At 71.1% G+C, this 15,533-nt stretch carries 18 protein-coding genes; 10 read left to right on the top strand and 8 right to left on the bottom strand.

Annotated features, from left to right (window positions below):
* The first annotated feature begins 20 nt into the window (after nt 1–20).
* The gene (locus tag ACFC1W_RS02250) at nt 21–641 is read left to right on the top strand and encodes an LON peptidase substrate-binding domain-containing protein (RefSeq protein WP_375988110.1); all 621 of its coding nucleotides are present in this window, start codon (nt 21–23) and stop codon (nt 639–641) included.
* On the opposite strand, the gene ACFC1W_RS02255 is transcribed toward ACFC1W_RS02250, so the two are convergent.
* Both ACFC1W_RS02255 and ACFC1W_RS02260 read right to left on the bottom strand, forming a co-directional pair.
* A complete protein-coding gene (locus tag ACFC1W_RS02255) occupies nt 638–2,311 on the bottom strand; it encodes an ABC1 kinase family protein (RefSeq protein WP_375988113.1) in 1,674 nt (557 codons plus the stop codon). The two genes, ACFC1W_RS02250 and ACFC1W_RS02255, sit on opposite strands and share 4 nt — an antisense overlap.
* Nucleotides 2,312–2,363: 52 nt before the next feature.
* On the bottom strand, nt 2,364–2,933 hold the full coding sequence (locus tag ACFC1W_RS02260) for a PadR family transcriptional regulator (RefSeq protein WP_375988116.1): 570 nt from the start codon (nt 2,931–2,933) through the stop codon (nt 2,364–2,366).
* A gap of 386 nt (nt 2,934–3,319) precedes the next feature.
* Here ACFC1W_RS02260 and ACFC1W_RS02265 point away from each other — a divergent pair, with 386 nt between their 5' ends.
* The 3 genes from ACFC1W_RS02265 to ACFC1W_RS02275 all read left to right on the top strand — a co-directional run bounded on the left by ACFC1W_RS02265 (nt 3,320) and on the right by ACFC1W_RS02275 (nt 5,326).
* Nucleotides 3,320–3,523, top strand: coding sequence for a cold-shock protein (locus tag ACFC1W_RS02265; RefSeq protein WP_241111028.1), 204 nt, complete (start codon nt 3,320–3,322; stop codon nt 3,521–3,523).
* Between the two features lie 106 nt (nt 3,524–3,629).
* The gene (locus ACFC1W_RS02270) at nt 3,630–4,709 is read left to right on the top strand and encodes a DNA polymerase IV (protein ID WP_375988120.1); all 1,080 of its coding nucleotides are present in this window, start codon (nt 3,630–3,632) and stop codon (nt 4,707–4,709) included.
* A gap of 86 nt (nt 4,710–4,795) precedes the next feature.
* Nucleotides 4,796–5,326: a hypothetical protein gene (locus tag ACFC1W_RS02275; protein WP_375988123.1), complete on the top strand. Its 531-nt coding sequence runs from the start codon at nt 4,796–4,798 to the stop codon at nt 5,324–5,326.
* A 26-nt stretch (nt 5,327–5,352) separates the two neighbouring features.
* Here the strand turns inward: ACFC1W_RS02275 and ACFC1W_RS02280 are convergent, their stop codons facing one another.
* On the bottom strand, nt 5,353–7,050 hold the full coding sequence (locus ACFC1W_RS02280; RefSeq protein WP_375988126.1) for a molybdopterin-dependent oxidoreductase: 1,698 nt from the start codon (nt 7,048–7,050) through the stop codon (nt 5,353–5,355).
* A 144-nt stretch (nt 7,051–7,194) separates the two neighbouring features.
* Here ACFC1W_RS02280 and ACFC1W_RS02285 point away from each other — a divergent pair, with 144 nt between their 5' ends.
* Nucleotides 7,195–7,596, top strand: a complete 402-nt coding sequence (locus ACFC1W_RS02285) for a gamma-glutamylcyclotransferase (protein ID WP_375988129.1) — start codon at nt 7,195–7,197, stop codon at nt 7,594–7,596.
* 248 nt (nt 7,597–7,844) lie between these two features.
* On the opposite strand, the gene ACFC1W_RS02290 is transcribed toward ACFC1W_RS02285, so the two are convergent.
* From ACFC1W_RS02290 to ACFC1W_RS02300, 3 genes are read right to left on the bottom strand one after another with little or no spacing between them, the layout of a single operon-like run.
* Nucleotides 7,845–8,339 carry a metallophosphoesterase family protein gene (locus tag ACFC1W_RS02290; RefSeq protein ID WP_375988132.1) on the bottom strand — a complete coding sequence of 165 codons (495 nt, stop codon included), beginning with the start codon at nt 8,337–8,339 and terminating at the stop codon, nt 7,845–7,847.
* Nucleotides 8,336–8,950 (bottom strand): GyrI-like domain-containing protein, encoded by a 615-nt coding sequence (locus tag ACFC1W_RS02295; protein WP_375988135.1) that lies wholly within the window; start codon nt 8,948–8,950, stop codon nt 8,336–8,338. The genes ACFC1W_RS02290 and ACFC1W_RS02295 overlap by 4 nt, the downstream gene beginning before the upstream one ends.
* 34 nt (nt 8,951–8,984) lie before the next feature.
* A complete protein-coding gene (locus ACFC1W_RS02300) occupies nt 8,985–9,485 on the bottom strand; it encodes a DUF427 domain-containing protein (protein WP_375988138.1) in 501 nt (166 codons plus the stop codon).
* Nucleotides 9,486–9,597: 112 nt separating this feature from the next.
* On the opposite strand from ACFC1W_RS02300, the gene ACFC1W_RS02305 reads away from it, so the two are divergent.
* Nucleotides 9,598–10,200: a flavodoxin family protein gene (locus ACFC1W_RS02305; protein WP_375988141.1), complete on the top strand. Its 603-nt coding sequence runs from the start codon at nt 9,598–9,600 to the stop codon at nt 10,198–10,200.
* Here the strand turns inward: ACFC1W_RS02305 and ACFC1W_RS02310 are convergent.
* Nucleotides 10,185–11,621, bottom strand: a complete 1,437-nt coding sequence (locus ACFC1W_RS02310; protein WP_375988144.1) for a dihydrolipoyl dehydrogenase family protein — start codon at nt 11,619–11,621, stop codon at nt 10,185–10,187. The genes ACFC1W_RS02305 and ACFC1W_RS02310 overlap by 16 nt on opposite strands.
* A gap of 182 nt (nt 11,622–11,803) precedes the next feature.
* On the opposite strand from ACFC1W_RS02310, the gene ACFC1W_RS02315 reads away from it, so the two are divergent.
* From ACFC1W_RS02315 to ACFC1W_RS02330, 4 genes are read left to right on the top strand one after another with little or no spacing between them, the layout of a single operon-like run.
* Nucleotides 11,804–12,628, top strand: coding sequence for an ABC transporter ATP-binding protein (locus ACFC1W_RS02315; protein WP_375988147.1), 825 nt, complete (start codon nt 11,804–11,806; stop codon nt 12,626–12,628).
* A complete protein-coding gene (locus ACFC1W_RS02320) occupies nt 12,625–13,299 on the top strand; it encodes an ABC transporter permease (protein ID WP_375988150.1) in 675 nt (224 codons plus the stop codon). Before ACFC1W_RS02315 ends, ACFC1W_RS02320 begins: the two co-directional genes overlap by 4 nt.
* Nucleotides 13,296–14,027, top strand: coding sequence for an ABC transporter permease (locus tag ACFC1W_RS02325; RefSeq protein ID WP_375988153.1), 732 nt, complete (start codon nt 13,296–13,298; stop codon nt 14,025–14,027). The genes ACFC1W_RS02320 and ACFC1W_RS02325 overlap by 4 nt, the downstream gene beginning before the upstream one ends.
* Nucleotides 14,028–14,052: 25 nt before the next feature.
* Nucleotides 14,053–14,967: an ABC transporter substrate-binding protein gene (locus ACFC1W_RS02330; RefSeq protein ID WP_375988156.1), complete on the top strand. Its 915-nt coding sequence runs from the start codon at nt 14,053–14,055 to the stop codon at nt 14,965–14,967.
* A gap of 164 nt (nt 14,968–15,131) precedes the next feature.
* Here the strand turns inward: ACFC1W_RS02330 and ACFC1W_RS02335 are convergent, their stop codons facing one another.
* Nucleotides 15,132–15,524, bottom strand: a complete 393-nt coding sequence (locus ACFC1W_RS02335) for a DUF3054 domain-containing protein (protein ID WP_375988159.1) — start codon at nt 15,522–15,524, stop codon at nt 15,132–15,134.
* Between the last annotated feature and the right edge of the window lie 9 nt (nt 15,525–15,533).

A 15,533-nucleotide genomic window follows, 5' to 3' on the forward strand; every position in this document is an offset into this window, starting at 1 on the left:
GGCGGTGGTTGACTGTTGCGATGGACGCGGTTCCGATGTTCCCGCTCGGCTCGGTGCTCTTCCCGCACACGCCGCTGGTGCTGCGCATCTTCGAGCCGCGCTACCTCGTCATGCTCGGCCGGCTGCTCGACGAGGAAGACCCCCACTTCGGCGTGGTCCTCATCGCGCGTGGCCACGAAGCCGGCGGCGGCGACCAGCGCAACAGGATCGGGACAATGGCGCGGATCGCCCAGGTCCAGGTCGGCGCGGACGACCTTCACCTCATCGCCGTCGGAGCGGATCGGTTCGCCGTCGACCGCTGGCTGGACGAGGATCCGCACCCCGCCGCCGATGTCACTCCCCTCCCCCGGCTGACGTGGAACGACGAGCTCGCTCCGCTTCGCACCGAGGCGGAGCGCGTCGTCCGACGCGTCCTCGGGCGTGCGGCGGAGCGAGGGGACACCCGATGGCAGCCCGACGTCGAGCTCTCCGACGACCCGATCGAATCGGCATGGCAGCTGGCGGCCATCGCGCCCCTGGGCGACTTCGATCGCTACCGCCTCCTGCAATCGACCACTGCGGGTGGATTGCTACGCGAGACCATCGACCTGACGCTCGACATCGAGGGGCTGTTCACCGCCCCGATGGACCCGGACTTCTAGCGCCGCCCGAAGCCCGAGAACACCGCGTGCAGCAGCGGCAGCGCCGAGACGACCATCAGCGTCGTGCCCGCGACCGGCTCGTCGGGACGCAGGACTGCGCCGCCGATGAAGAGACCGGCGAAGAGCACGGCGGACACGGCGCGGCGCACCACGCGCTCCAGGGCGCGCATCCGCTGCTCCGCCTTCGGCGAGTCCGCCGTCAGCCGCCCCTCCTCCAGTCGTGTCACCATGTCGTCCAGCCGCCGAGGGAGCCGCGCGGCGATGCCCGCCACCGTGACCGCCTCGCGCGCGAAGCCCTGCACCACGTTTCCGCGCTCGTCGCGCACCAGTTGCGCGGCGTAGGGCTCGACGGCATCCCACATGTTGAAGTCCGGCTCGAGCGAGCTGCACACCCCCGAGGTGAGCGATACGGCGCGCACGATCAGCAGGAAGTTCTCGGGAAGCTGGAACGGGAGCGAGCGGATGACGTCGCCGAACTCCGTGGCGAAGGCCTGGAACTCGCGCGGATCCACCTTCTGCAGCTCGGCGAAGCCCATTCCGCCGAACCGGGCGAACAGCGCCGTCATCGCCCGTTCGAGTTCCGCCGTGTCGGCGGACGGCAGCAGCACGCCGACATCGCGGATGCTGTCGATCAGCTGCTTGCCGTTGCGCGACGCCACGGCGATCATCACAGCCTGCAGGTCGCGCCTCAGCCGGTCGGGCACCTCGCCCATCATCCCGAAGTCGACGAAGGTGAGCCGCCACGGCCGCCCGCCGTCGGGTGTCGGGGTGACGAAGAGGTTGCCCGGGTGAGGATCGGCATGGAAGTAGCCGTCGCGGAAGAGCTGGTCGAACATGACGGTCGCGAACTCGGACGCGACCTCGGCGGGATCGATGCCGGCAGCACGAAGGCCGTCGAGGTCGATGATCTTCACGGCCGTGACGTCTTCGAGCGTCAGCACTCGCCGTGTGGTTCGCTCCCACGCGATCTCCGGGACGCGGACCCGCGGGTCGTCGGCGAAGTTCTCGGCGAACCGGGCGGCGTTGCGCGACTCATGGAAGTAGTCGATCTCCTCCAGGCTCGTCGCCGCGAACTCCTCGATGAGCACCGGCAGATCGACGTGCGCGGCGACCACCTTCACGCGGTCGAGCCAGCCCGCGACCCGCCGCAGCGCCGCCAGGTCGACATCGACGATCTTCTCGATGCCGGGGCGCTGCACCTTGACCACGACGTCGACGAACCCCGCGTCGGCCGCATCGGCGGGCGACAGCCGCCCGCGGTGCGCTTGACCCAGGGATGCCGCAGCCACCGGCACCGGGTCGACCGACGCGAACACGGACTCGAGCGGAGCACCCAGCTCCGCCTCGGCGAGGGCGCGGATCGCGGCGAAGTCGACGGGCGGCACCTCGTCCTGCAGCCCCTCGAGTTCTTTCGTGATCTCCGGGGGCAGCACGTCGAGGCGCGACGACATGAACTGGCCGACCTTGATCATGAGGCCGCCGAGCGACACCGCGAGGGCGTGAAAGCGACGGGCGAGCCGCTGCAGCCGGGCAGCTCGGCCGCGGGCGGCGAGGCGCGAGAGGCCGATCCGGGGCAGGAACAGCTCGAACCACCAGGCCTGCACCATGTAGCGGGCGGCGAACCGCAGGATGCGCCGGTAGCGGGCGCGCGAACTGCCGGCGTCGGCCATCGGTGCTCCCTGAATCGGGATCGATCCGGGCCGACGGTCGGTCGGCATCCGGTCAGTCCTGGGCGAGGATGGAGTAGAGCTTACGCCGGGCCTCGTCGAGCACTTCGACGGCCTGCTGCACCTGCTCGGGCGATCCGCTCGTCGCCACCTGAGCTGCGGCCTGCGCGAGCTTCGCCCCGGCCTTCGGCAGCACGGTCGCGCGCGCGGCATCCCGCCGGCTCGAACTCTCCCACGGCGGTGAGGTGCCCTCGGCCGCCGCCGCCTCGGCGCGGCCCGCCTCGGTCAGCGAGTACGTCTTCTTGCCGTTCGCTTCCTCGGCGGTGATGAGACCCTCATCGGCGAGCAGCTGCAGCGTCGGGTACACCGAGCCCGGGCTGGGCTTCCAGGTGCCGCCGCTGCGCTCCTCGATCTCGTAGATGATCTGGTAGCCGTGCATCGGGCGCTCGGAGAGCACGGCGAGCACCGCCGTGCGGACATCGCCGCGCCCCATGCGCGGACCGACGCGCTGCTCGAACATCTCACGCAGCTGGTCCATCGCATCGAACAGGCCACCGCCCGGGCGGGATCCGCCCTCGCCGCGGTCGCGCGGACCGAACCAATCTCCCGTGAACGAATCGCTCATGACGACCTCCTTGGAATGGCGTCACCGACATACCGGCGATAGTCAACGATATATCGCTGAGTGCGATGAAGCCAGCCCCGGCGCTGATTCGACGGACGCCCGAGGGGCGACCGTCAGACTCGGGGAGAATTGCCATGCTAGGGTGAGACGCCCACTCGGGTCATGCGTCGTTTTCCACTCTGCCTCACTGCGCAGCAGCAACAGCCTGACGCCCGGACCGACCTCGTCGTCCGATGGCCTCCCCGTTCGCGAGCACCCAGCGCTCGCCTCATCACTTGCTCCCCGCTTCGGTCGGGAGCGACCCACCACCCCTACGTCCGCACCGAACACGTTGGCGCGGCACACCGGTCGCCTCTGGCGGCCCGCAGAATAGAAGGAAAGACACGATGGCCACTGGCACCGTGAAATGGTTCAACTCCGAAAAGGGCTTCGGCTTCATCGCTCCCGATGACGGCGGCGCCGACCTGTTCGCGCACTTCAGCGCGATCGCCGGCGAGGGCTACAAGGAGCTCCGCGAAGACCAGAAGGTCGAGTTCGAGGCGGAGCGCGGCCCCAAGGGCATGCAGGCCGCCAACATCCGCCCGCTCTGATCCCACCGGTCCGCCGGGGCGCGCGAAACGCGTCCCGGCCGACCAGGCGGGCCCGATCGACATCGGGGCTCGCCGAACGTCGCACGTGCGCGCCACACTGGAGCGCATGAGCGACCCGCACCGCCCGTGGGTGCTGCACGTCGACCTCGACCAGTTCATCGCTGCGGTCGAGGTGCTGCGGCGACCCGAGCTCGCCGGCAAGCCGGTCATCGTCGGCGGCCGAGGCGATCCCTCCGAGCGCGCCGTGGTCTCCACTGCGTCCTATGAGGCGCGCGAGTTCGGAGTGGGCTCCGGCATGCCGCTGCGCATCGCCGCCCGCAAGGTCCCCGACGCGATCATCCTTCCCGTCGACGCGCCGGCCTACATCGCGGCATCCGACGAGGTCATGGCCACCCTGCGTGAGCGGCCCGGCGCCGTCGTGCAGGTGCTCGGCTGGGACGAAGCCTTCGTCGGCATCACGACCGACGACCCCGAGGCGTACGCGCAGGACGTCCAGCGCGCCGTGCTCGCGCGCACGTCACTGCACTGCAGCGTCGGCATCGGCGACACCCTCGTGCGCGCCAAGAACGCCACCGACTTCGGCAAGCCGCGTGGAACCTTCCGCCTCACCGCAGACAACTGGCTGGAGGTGATGGGCCCGCGCCCCACGATCGAACTCTGGGGCGTCGGCAGCAAGATCTCCAAACGGCTCGCGGCGCACGGCATCCTCACGGTCGACGACCTCGCACGCGCCGATGAAACCGTGCTCGCCGCGGAGTTCGGCCCCAAGATGGGGCCGTGGTACCGGCAGCTCGGACGCGGTGACGGCTCCGCCGTGGTCGACGACTCGCCGTGGGTGGCGCGCGGCCATGGCCGCGAGACCACGTTCCAGCAGAATATCGTCGAGCCCGCCGAGATCGAGGACGCCGCCCGCGAACTGGCGGCGCAGGTGCTCGAAGACGTCGTCGCCGAGGGCCGCGCCGTCGTGGGTGTGGGCCTGAAGGTGCGCTACGCGCCGTTCCTCACCAAGACGTTCGTGCACAAGATCCCTGCGACGTTCGACCGAGAGACCGTGGTGGCCGAGGTGCTCGGGCTCGTCGAGCGCATCGAGCCCGGTCGCCCGCTGCGACTGCTCGGCGTGCGCGCCGAGATGGAGATGCCCGACGACGCGAGGAAGGGCCACACGCCCACCCGGAGCGGATGGTGAGCACCGAGCCGCGGTGTCGCGATCTCGGGTGGTGCCGCGTCGACGGCATCCGCTAGTCTCCCGTTCAGAGCGGTTGGGGAACCGCCATGATCATTCGCACTGGGGAGATCATGATCATTCGTACTGGGGAGACGATGAGCGACCGCGACTTCGGCGAGCAGGTTCCGCCGCCTGGCTGGCTGTACGACATCGAGACGGGACGCACCCGCTGGTGGGACGGCGTGCGATGGACAGACCTGGCGAAGCCGCTCGATCCCGTCGTCGTCCGCACCCCGACGGCATACGCGCACGTACCGGCGTCGGCGGTGACCTTCTCGGGCCATCCTTCGTCGCCGCGGAACGGCACCTCCACCGCCGCCATGCTGTTGGTCGTGCTGACCGCGCTCGCACTGGCGGCCGGCTCCTGGCTCACCGGCAGCCTCGACCCGTCGGCTGTCGCCATGCTCGCGGTCGCCACCAGACTCCTCGTGACGGTGGCGTTCGTGGTGGCGATCGCGGCGCTCGTCATCGCGATCCAGCGCCCGACAGGCAAGACGCTCGCGATCGTCGCCCTCGTCGCGTCGTCGCTGCTGCTCAGCGTGCTGATGTTCCGCCTGCTCGACGGCTTCTCCGTCTGACACGCCGGGCGGCGGCATCCGCTTCGCTACTCGACGCGCACGAGGGTGCGCTGCCAGCCGGACGACCCATCAGGTGCGATGGCGGCACGCTCCTCGATCTGCAGCTGCCCGGCGCGATCGACGGCGCGGACCACGACGTCGTGGTTGCCGGGCGCGGCGTCCCACTCGAGGAACCACTGCACCCAGGTGTCGTCGTTGACGGCCGATGAAAGCGTCGCCTGCTGCCACTCGCCGTCGTCGATCCTGACCTCGACGCGCTCGATGCCCACGGTCTGCGCCCAGGCGACACCGGCGAGCACAACCGTGCCGGCGGCCACGGGTTGCCCGGTGCGCGGAGTGTCGAGGCGCGACGAGAACTTGATCGGCGCTCGGGCGCTGTAGCCGCGGGGCGTCCAGTACGCCTCGTCCGCGGTGAAGGTCGTGACCTTCAGCTCGGTCAGCCACTTCGTCGCCGACACGTAGCCGTAGAGCCCCGGCACGACCATGCGCACCGGGAAGCCGTGCTCGAGCGGCAGGGCTTCGCCGTTCATCCCGACCGCGAGGATCGCGTCGCGACCCTCGTCGGTCAGCGCCTCGAGCGGGGTGCTCGCGGTGAACCCGTCGACACTGCGCGACAGCACCATGTCGGCCCCGGCGCGCGGACCGGCGAGCGCCAGCACGTCCCGCACCGGCACTCCGAGCCACTTCGCCGTCCCGAGCAGATCACCGCCGACCTCGTTCGAGACGCACGTCAGCGTGATCGAGTACTCGTCTAGGCCCATGGCGACGAGGTCGTCGAAGCTCAGCTCGACGGGCTCGTCGACGAGACCACCCACCCGCAGGCGCCACGTCGCAGGATCGAGCGCGGGAACCGTCAGCGCGGTGTCGACGCGGTAGAAGTCGGCGTTCGGCGTGTACAGAGGCGAAAGGCCGGGGATGTCGAACTCCGCACCCTCGGGGACGGTCACCTTCGTCCGAGGCTCGGGCAGTCGCAGCGCCCTGCGGACGGACGCGATGGACGTGACGGCGACGTTCGTCGCGCGTGCCGCGATCCCGACGACCAGCGCGCCGGCTCCGGCCACGCCGACGATCTGGAAGAAGCGCCGGCGGTCGAGCTGCGGAGAGCGGGTCGCCGCGGCCTCGCCCTCCGGCCGCGCGTCTTCGGTCGAGTCGAGCTGCCCGTGCGCCGCCGCCCTCGCCCGCGCGTTTTCGGTCGAGTCGAGCTGCCCGTGCGCCGCCGCCGTCGCCTGCGCGTCCGCCTGCGCGTCCGCCTGCGCGTCCGCCCGCGCGTCCGCCCAGCGACGCAGGCGTCCCACGGCGAGCACCAGCACGGCAGCTCCCGCACCCGCGCCGAGCAGCGGCGGCAGCCAGGCCCAGGCGGACGCTCCCTGCCGCGTGACGATGGCAGCGGTCGACAGTACGGCCGCGAGGCCGAGCGCGACCACCCCGAGGGGCGGGCGGAGGAACTGCAGCACACCGGCGACAGCGGAGGCGATGACGACGGCGAGCCCCAGCCCGACGAGAAGCGCGATCTTGTCGTACGCGCCGAACGTCGAGATGGCGAGCTCCTTGAGCGGCTGCGGCACGACGTCGATCACGAATGAGCCGACCGCCAGGATCGGGCTGCTCTCGCGTGCGACCAGGAGCGCCACGACCTCGGCGACGGCCAGGAAGACCCCCGCGCTCACGACACCGGCGAGCGCGCTCAGCGCCATGAATCCCGCGGCACGGCGTCGGTCCGGCATGGCCACTCCTCCCCGGGGTCATCCCCGATCCCCGGGGACGTCCCCGACGTGCTTGTTCGGGGCGGCGACCCGGACGGATTGCGACGCGGCGCGCGACGGATCGCGCAGGGCGCGGCATCCGCTCATCTGACTACGGTGGATGCCGTGACCTTCCCGCCGCCCGCCGTGCCGCTCTTCGTCTACGGCAGCCTGCGACCGGGGATGGCGCTGTGGGAGGCGATCAGCGCGCACGTCATCAGATCACGTCCGGCCACGCTGCGCGGGCGCCTGTTCTGGGATGCCGGCGGCGAATGGCCCGTGCTCGTGCTCGACGACGACGCCGACGGGCTCGTGCGCGGCGAGCTGCTCTCGCTGCAGCCGGGCGACGCGGTCAACCGGGTGATCGTCGACGAGGAACTGCTCTACGGCTACGACGCCCGCTGGCTGCCGGTCGCGACCGACGCGGGCGAGCACGACGCGCTCGTGCTGGTGTGGAACCGCACCCAGGGACTCGGGCCGGAGATCGCGCACGGCGACTTCGTGCGGGCAACCGCCGAGCGCCACTAGCCGCCGCCGCGCAGTTCAACCGCGCCTGATGGTCGCCCGACCTGCTCCCGCGTCGCAGAGTCGCGCGGTCGAGGCATCCCACCCCCGCCGCTCGACCGCGCCGAGCCGCGCCGAATCGCGCCGCCCCGCTCCATCGGCCCGCACGATGGCGCGGTTCGACCGCAAGCGCACGGCGACTTCGTGCGTGCGACCGCCGAGCGGCCAGACCGCGAGGACCGAGCGTGCTCAGAGCCAGACCTGACGCCCGCTCAGAGCACGACGAGCTCCACCTCGCGCAGGGCGCCGGAGTCCACCACGACCGTCATCATCGTGGGGTGGGGCTGGCGGCGACGGTCGGTCGGCGAGCCCGGGTTGAGCAACCGCAGGCCGCGCGGCGTCGCGGTGTCCCAGGGGATGTGGCTGTGCCCGAACACCAGCACGTCGGCGTCGGGGTACGTGTCGTCCATGCGCGCTTCACGACGCCGGGCATCGCCTGTCTCGTGCACGACCGCGAACCGCACGCCCTCGATGTCCCGACGGGCGACCTCGGGCAGCCGCGCCCGGAGGTCGGGCCCGTCGTTGTTGCCGAAGACGCCGAGCACCTCGCCGTGCTGCTCGAGATCGTCGAGAACGGATGCCGCGACCCAGTCGCCGGCGTGGATGACGAGGTCGGCGGCATCCGCCGCGCGCAGGAGCGCATCGGGCAGCCGACGCGCCCGGCCCGGGATGTGCGTGTCGGAGACGAGCAGGAGGCGCGTCGTCACGCGTCGCCCACCGCATCGGTCACGGGCTGCCGCAGGATCGTGCGGAGCTTCGCGGGGTCGGTGCGGCGGATGTCGCTCAGATAGATCTCGTGGTGACGGCCCGTCATGCGCAGCCCCCGGGAAGGGATGACCTCGTCGTGCAGGCGCGCCAGCACCGGCCCCTCCTCGTCGAAGGGGCCGAGGTGGAGGGTCTGCACGCAGCGCCCTTCGTCGAGCGTCTCGAGCCGGAGCCGATCGAGCGCGGGGGCGCCGGTAGCCGCCGCGAGGGCGCGCTCGAAGTGATCGGCGGGCGTCCAGTCGGGAACGAGGATCATCGCGGTCCAGTCCCAGCGCGACTTGTCGCGATCGGACGTGAACGTCGTCATGTCGTCGGACCACCACAGCGCCTCGAGCGGCATCACGACGTAGTCGCGGTCGAGTTCCCTCTTGCTCATGAACTTGAGCTTGTAGGCGACGGGGAAGAGCGTCGACACCGCATCGGCGTAGGCCTGCGCGTTCGGATCGCCGTGGCCGTCGATCATCAGGTAACGCAGCGGCGGCAGGTCGACGACGTCGAACACGCCCCGCCGGGCGGAGTAGGCGGCGAGCTCTCTCTTGAGGTCGGTCTTCATGGCGCGACCAGGCTAGCGGTCGGCACTGACCCGGTCACCAGCCCATCGACCCCGGCACGCCCTTGAAGGGTCCCGCCACCGTCGAGGTGATCCAGCCGCCGTAGAACCCACCCGGCTGCGGCTCGACGAGCTCGCCGTCGACCTCGCACGCGTCCATCGGCCGGGCGTACACCGCGACGCGATCGGCGAGAAGATCGAAGCCCGGCGACGGATCGGGGTAGTTCCAGGCGGCGCGCTGGGCCGCGGCATCCCCTCCCCGCACATCGAAGTAGCGCGCGCCGCCTTTGAACTCGCAGAACGACCCGCCGCTCGCCGGCACGAGCGCGCCCTCGGCGAACGCCGCGATCGGCAGGTAGTAGACGGGCGGGTGGCTGGTCTCGAGCACGCGCACCACGTCATCGGTGTCGACGATCACCTCGCCGCCCAGCCGGATCACGACGCGCGCGTCGACCTGCTCGACCCGAGGAGGACGCGGGTAGTCCCACACCGACTCCTGGCCTGGCGCGACGGGGTCGGGAACAGGATGACGGCTCATCGCCCCAGCGTAAGCGCGCCCGCGGGGGTAGGGGCGCGATCGGAGAACGTCAAGACCCTGACGCAGCTGCGGGCGGCCCCCGTAGCCTGCCCGGATCGACGAAGGGACCATCATGCTTCATGCGCTCGCGCTCAACTGCACACTCAAGCCCTCTCCCTCGGAGTCCAGCGGCGACCTCCTCGCCCAGCAGGTGCTCGACGCCCTCGCGCCCCACGGCGTCGAGGGCGAGATCGTCCGCGTCGTGGACTTCGACGTCAAGCCCGGCGTCGAGGCCGATATGGGCGACGGCGACGAATGGCCCGCCATCCGTGAGAAGGTCATGGCGGCCGACATCCTGGTCTTCGCGACACCGACCTGGATGGGCCACATGTCGAGCGTCGCGCAGCGGGTCCTCGAGCGACTCGACGCGGAGCTGTCGGAGACGGATGACGAGGGCAGGCCCATCCTGGCGGGCAAGGTGGCGGTCGTGGCCGTCGTCGGCAACGAGGACGGAGCCCACGCCATCATCGCGGACGCCTATCAGGGCCTCGGCGACGTCGGCTTCAGCATCCCGTCACAGGGCGGCGTCTACTGGAACGGCGAGGCGATGCACACGACCGACTACAAGGACCTCCCGGAGACGCCCGAGAAGGTCGCGAGCACCACCCAGACGCTCGCGCGGCACGCGGCGCACCTCGCGAAGGTGCTGGCCGAGCAGCCTTACCCCGCGCCCTGAGTGTCGCGACGGTACTCCTCGAGCCAGCGGAGCCACACCTCGCTCACCGTCGGATACGACGGGACCGCGTGCCACAGGCGGTGCAACGGGACCTCCCCCACGATCGCGATCGTGGCGGAGTGGAGCAGCTCGGCGACATCCGGGCCGACGAACGTCGCGCCCACGAGAACGTGGCGGTCGGTGTCGATCACGGCGCGCGCCCGGCCGCGATAGTGGTCGGCGTGGGTGCTCGCGCCGGAGATCCACGACAGGTCGTAGTCGACGACCCGGATGCCGAGCCCTGCCCTCCGCGCGGAGGCCTCGGTGTGCCCGACCGACGCCACCTCCGGGTCGGTGAAGGTCACCTGCGGAACCGCGTCGTGGTCGGCGGTGGCGACGTGCGCTCCCCAGGGAGCATCGTCGATGTGGCGCCCGAGCGCGCGGGCGGCGATCACGTCCCCCGCGGCACGGCCCTGGTACTTGCCCTGGTGTGTGAGCAGGGCCCGGTGATTGACATCTCCGACGCCGTAGAGCCAGTCGACGCCGCGCACGCGGAGCGTGTCGTCGACGTCGAGCCACTCGCCCGGGGCGAGGCCGACCGTCTCGAGGCCGATGTCATCCGTTCGCGGCACCCGGCCGGTGGCGACCAGCAGCTCGGCCGCTCTCACCTCCGAGCCGTCCGACAGGCTCAGAACCACGTCTCCGCCGTCGGTGCGGGCGACGCGGTCGACCTCGACACCGGTGCGCACGTCGGCTCCGGCCTCGCGCAGGGCGGCAGCGACGGCCTCGCCGGCGAACGGCTCCATGCCGCCGAGCAGCCCCGAGCGGGCGATGACGGTGACCTGCGTGCCGAACGATGTGAAGAGGGTCGCCATCTCACTGCCCACGACGCCGCCGCCGAGGATCGCCAGCGACGGGGGGACGTCGCGCACGCCCGTCGCGTCACGGCTGGTCCAGGGCGCGGCATCCACCAGTCCCGGGATGTCGGGGAGCACCGCCGCCGAACCGGTCGAGACGACCACGGCATGCGTGGCGACGAGGTCGGCGGTGGTCCCATCGGCGGCTTCCACCGTCACGGCGCGCTCGCCGGTGAGGCGGCCACGGCCACGGACCAGCTCGATGCCGGCGCTCTGCAGCCACTCGACCTGCGATGCGTCGTTCCAGTCGTAGACGATCGCATCGCGTCGACGCAGTGCCGCGGCGACGTCGACGCCGCCGGTGACGGCCTGCTTCGCGCCGTCGACGTCGCGCGCGGCGCGGAGAGCCGCCCCGCTGCGCAGCAGGGTCTTCGACGGCATGCACGCCCAATACGAGCACTCCCCGCCCACCAGCTCGCTCTCGACGACGACGACCGAGAGGCCGCCCTGCTTCGCACGATCGGCGACGTTCTCGCCGACGGGTCCGGCACCGATGACGATCAGATCGAACTCCCGAGTGGTCATGCGCCCACGCTAGCGGCGCCCTGCCTCGACCGGGCCGGGTCCGCGGAATGCGCGGGTGGCACCCATCCGCCGCCCGTTCGGCGCCGAACACACCGGAGGACAACGGCCGGATCACGCTTCGCGGGTTCCGCCCCCGATGTCGCAGACCTGTGGTTGGCTGGGAAACCCGCGGAAAGGACAGCATGGCGATCGAGTTCCGGTCCGTGTCGAAGCGGTTCGCCGACGGCACTCTGGCGGTCGACGACTTCAGCCTCGTCATGCCCGCGCACAAGACGACCGTGCTGGTCGGATCCTCGGGGTGCGGCAAGACCACGCTGCTGCGCATGATCAACCGCCTCGTCGAGCCGACGAGCGGCGTGATCGCCATCGACGACGAGCCGATCTCGGGCCGCGACCCGGTGAAGCTGCGGCGCGGCATCGGCTACGTGCTGCAGAACGCGGGCCTCCTCCCCCACTTCACGGTGATCGACAACATCGCGACGGTGCCCGTGCTCAGCGGCGTCCCGCGCAAGACGGCGCACGAGCGCGCGCTCGAGCTGATGGATGTCGTCGGCCTCGACCGCACTCTGGCGGAGCGCTACCCGAGCCAGCTGTCGGGCGGGCAGCAGCAGCGCGTCGGCGTGGCCCGCGGCCTCGCCGTCGATCCGAACATCCTGCTGATGGACGAGCCGTTCGGCGCGGTCGACCCGATCGTGCGCAAAGAGCTGCAGGCAGAGACGCTACGGCTGCAGCGCGAGCTCGACAAGACGATCGTGTTCGTGACGCACGATATCGACGAGGCGTTCCTGCTCGGCGATCAGGTCGTCATCCTGCAGGAGGGTGCCCACATCGCCCAGGTCGGCACCCCCGACGAGATCATCGAGAACCCGGCGGACGACTTCGTGGCCAGCTTCATCGGGGCGGAGAAAGGCGCCAGGGCACTGCGCCGCAAGGAGACGCCGCGCGGCACGGTCGTGGTCGACGAGTCCGGCCGCACGCAGGGGGTGCTGGTGGAGGGCGCCTCGTGAGCTGGGTGCTCGACAACATCGACCTCATCTGGGGCCTGTCGCTCGACCACCTGCGGCAGAGCCTGATCGCGATCGTGCTCGGATTCGTCATCTCGGTGCCGATCGGCTGGGCGGCGTTCCGCTACACCGCGGTGCGCGGCCCCACGCTCGCCACCGTCGGCCTGCTCTACACGATCCCGTCGCTCGGGCTCTTCGCCGTCCTCGCCGCCGCGTTCGGCATCCCGCTCCTGTCCGAGGCCAACCTCGTCGTCGCGCTCACGATCTACGCGGTCGCCATCATGACGCGCTCGGTGACCGACGGCCTGGCGTCGGTCGACCCGGTCACGCGTGAAGCGGCCGTCGCCGTCGGGTTCGGCGCGTGGCGGCGCTTCTGGACGGTCGACTTCCCGCTCGCCGGGCCCGTGCTGCTGGCGGGGCTCCGGGTGACGGCCTCCTCGACCATCTCGCTGGCCACCGTCGGCATCCTCATCGGCGTGCAGAACCTCGGCTACCTGTTCACGAACGGCTCGCAGCGCCGCATCATCCCCGAGGTGCTCGCCGGTGTCGTGGCCGTGGTCGTCATCGCGGTGCTCATCGACCTGCTGCTCGTCGTGGCGGGCCGGCTGCTCATGCCCTGGAACCGGCGCCGGCCTACCCGCGCCGAGCGCGCTCTGCGGGCGGTGACGGCGTGAACTTCTTCCTCGAGGCGTTCGCCTGGATTTTCTCCCCGGCCGAGTGGCCGAACGGACTGCCGCTGCCGACCGCGATCATGCAGCATCTGCTCTTCACCTTCGGGTCGGTCGTCATCGCGTCGGTCATCGCGATCCCCGCCGGATGGATCATCGGCCACACCGGCCGGGGCCGCGAGATCGCGGTGTTCCTGTCGGGCGCCGCCCGCGCACTGCCGTCGCTCGGCCTGATCGTGCTGCTCTACCTGGTTCTCGGGGTCTCGCTCAAGACCGAGGCCGCGGTCACGGCCTTCGTGCTCCTCGCGATCCCGTCCATCCTCGCCGGCGCGTACGCGGGCTTCGAGGCGATCGACCGCACGGTGATCGACGCCGGCCGCGCGATGGGCATGACGCCCTGGCAGATCCTCTGGAAGATCGAGGTGCCGCTCGGGCTGCCGCTCCTCATCGGAGGTCTCCGCACCGCCACCCTCCAGGTCGTCGCGACCGTGACGATCGCCGCGTACGTGGGCCTCGGCGGCCTCGGCTACTACATCATCCAGGGCATCCCGCTGCGGGACTTCCCGCAGATCCTCGGCGCCTCGATCGTCGTCATCGCCCTCGCGCTGGCGCTCGACGGCGTCTTCGCCGTCGTGCAGCGCCTCGTCGTGCCGCACGGCGTGGCCGCACGACTCCAGTCCCCTCAGCAATCCCCCGGGACGCGCACGCGAACCGTCGCGAGCACGCCCGCCTGACCCTCACCACAACCGGAGGTTCCACATGTCCACAGCACGCACCCGCCTCGCGCTCGCCCTCAGCGCGACGGCGATCGCCGCCCTCGCGCTGGCCGGCTGCGCCTCGAGCGACCCCCTCACGGGGGACGACGGCACCACCGACGAGCCCGGCACGTCGGGTCCGATCGTCATCGGCTCGCAGGCGTACTACTCGAACGAGATCATCGCCGAGATCTATGCGCAGGCGCTCGAGGGCGCGGGCTTCGAGGTCGAGCGCAACTTCAACATCGGGCAGCGCGACGCCTACATGCCTTCGATCGAGGACGGATCGATCGACCTGTTCCCCGAGTACACGGGCAATCTGCTGCAGTTCTTCGAGCCCGACACGACGGCCACCACGTCGGACGACGTCTACGCCGCGCTGCAGGAGGCGCTGCCCGAGGGCATCACCGTGCTCGACCAGTCGTCCGCGACCGACCAGGACTCGTACAACGTGACCGCGGCCTTCGCCGAGGAGAACGACCTCGTCTCGATCGCGGACCTGGCCGGCATCGACGGCCTCGTGCTCGGCGGCGCTCCCGAGCTCGAGGAGCGCCCCTACGGTCCGTCCGGCCTCGAGGAGGTCTACGGCGTGACCGTCGCGTTCCAGGCGACCGGCGACACCACCGTCGACGAGCTCGTCGCCGGCAACATCCAGGTCGCGAACGTGTACAGCGCCGACCCGCTCATCGAGACGCAGGAGCTCGTCACGCTCGAAGACCCCGAGGGCCTCTTCCTGGCGTCGAACGTCGTGCCGGTCGTGAGTGCCGACCTCGCCGACGAGATCGCCGACGTCATCAACGCCGTCAGCGCCGCTCTCACCCCCGAGGGGCTGGTCGCGCTCAACGTTCAGTCGACGGTCGACCAGATGTCGTCCGACGACATCGCGGCGGCCTGGCTCGCCGAGAACGGGCTCGACTGATCTGACCACGCGGAAGGGCCGGGCGGGATATCGCCCGGCCCTTCCGCCTGCCACCTGGCACGTGCCACCTGGCGCCGGGCGCCTGGCGCCTGCCCGTCCGGGGCAGAGGACGCGTCGGCGGGCGGGTCACCCCGTCCGGCGCGAAGGACGCGTCGGCGGGCGGGTCAGCGCGCGGTCGCCCGCCGGCGCGACCGCGAGCGCGCCACGAGCGCGGCGATCACCCGCCATCCGACGAGGAACAGGCAGAGCGTCAGGGTGGCGACCACGATGAACGCCACCGCGGTCCCCTGGCCGGAGGCCGCGCGCAGCAGCATCCCTCCGACGACCGTCGTCGCCCAGACGCCGAGCCCGGTGCGCACCGGAGCCGCCGGGGCGCGCCACGCGAGCGTGATGAGCCAGCCGGCCACCAGGCCCACGAGGAACGGCCACGCGGTGATGCCGAGGCCGACCAGCCAGTCCTCGCCGTGGCTCGCACGCCCGATGACGGCGAACGCCACCACGAGCATCACGTCGAGCGCGAAAGAGCCGGCGACCAGGCGCCACGCCGGCTGCGGCATCCGATCCTC

This window comes from Microbacterium sp. NPDC056003, from assembly GCF_042274785.1.
Taxonomy (GTDB): domain Bacteria; phylum Actinomycetota; class Actinomycetes; order Actinomycetales; family Microbacteriaceae; genus Microbacterium.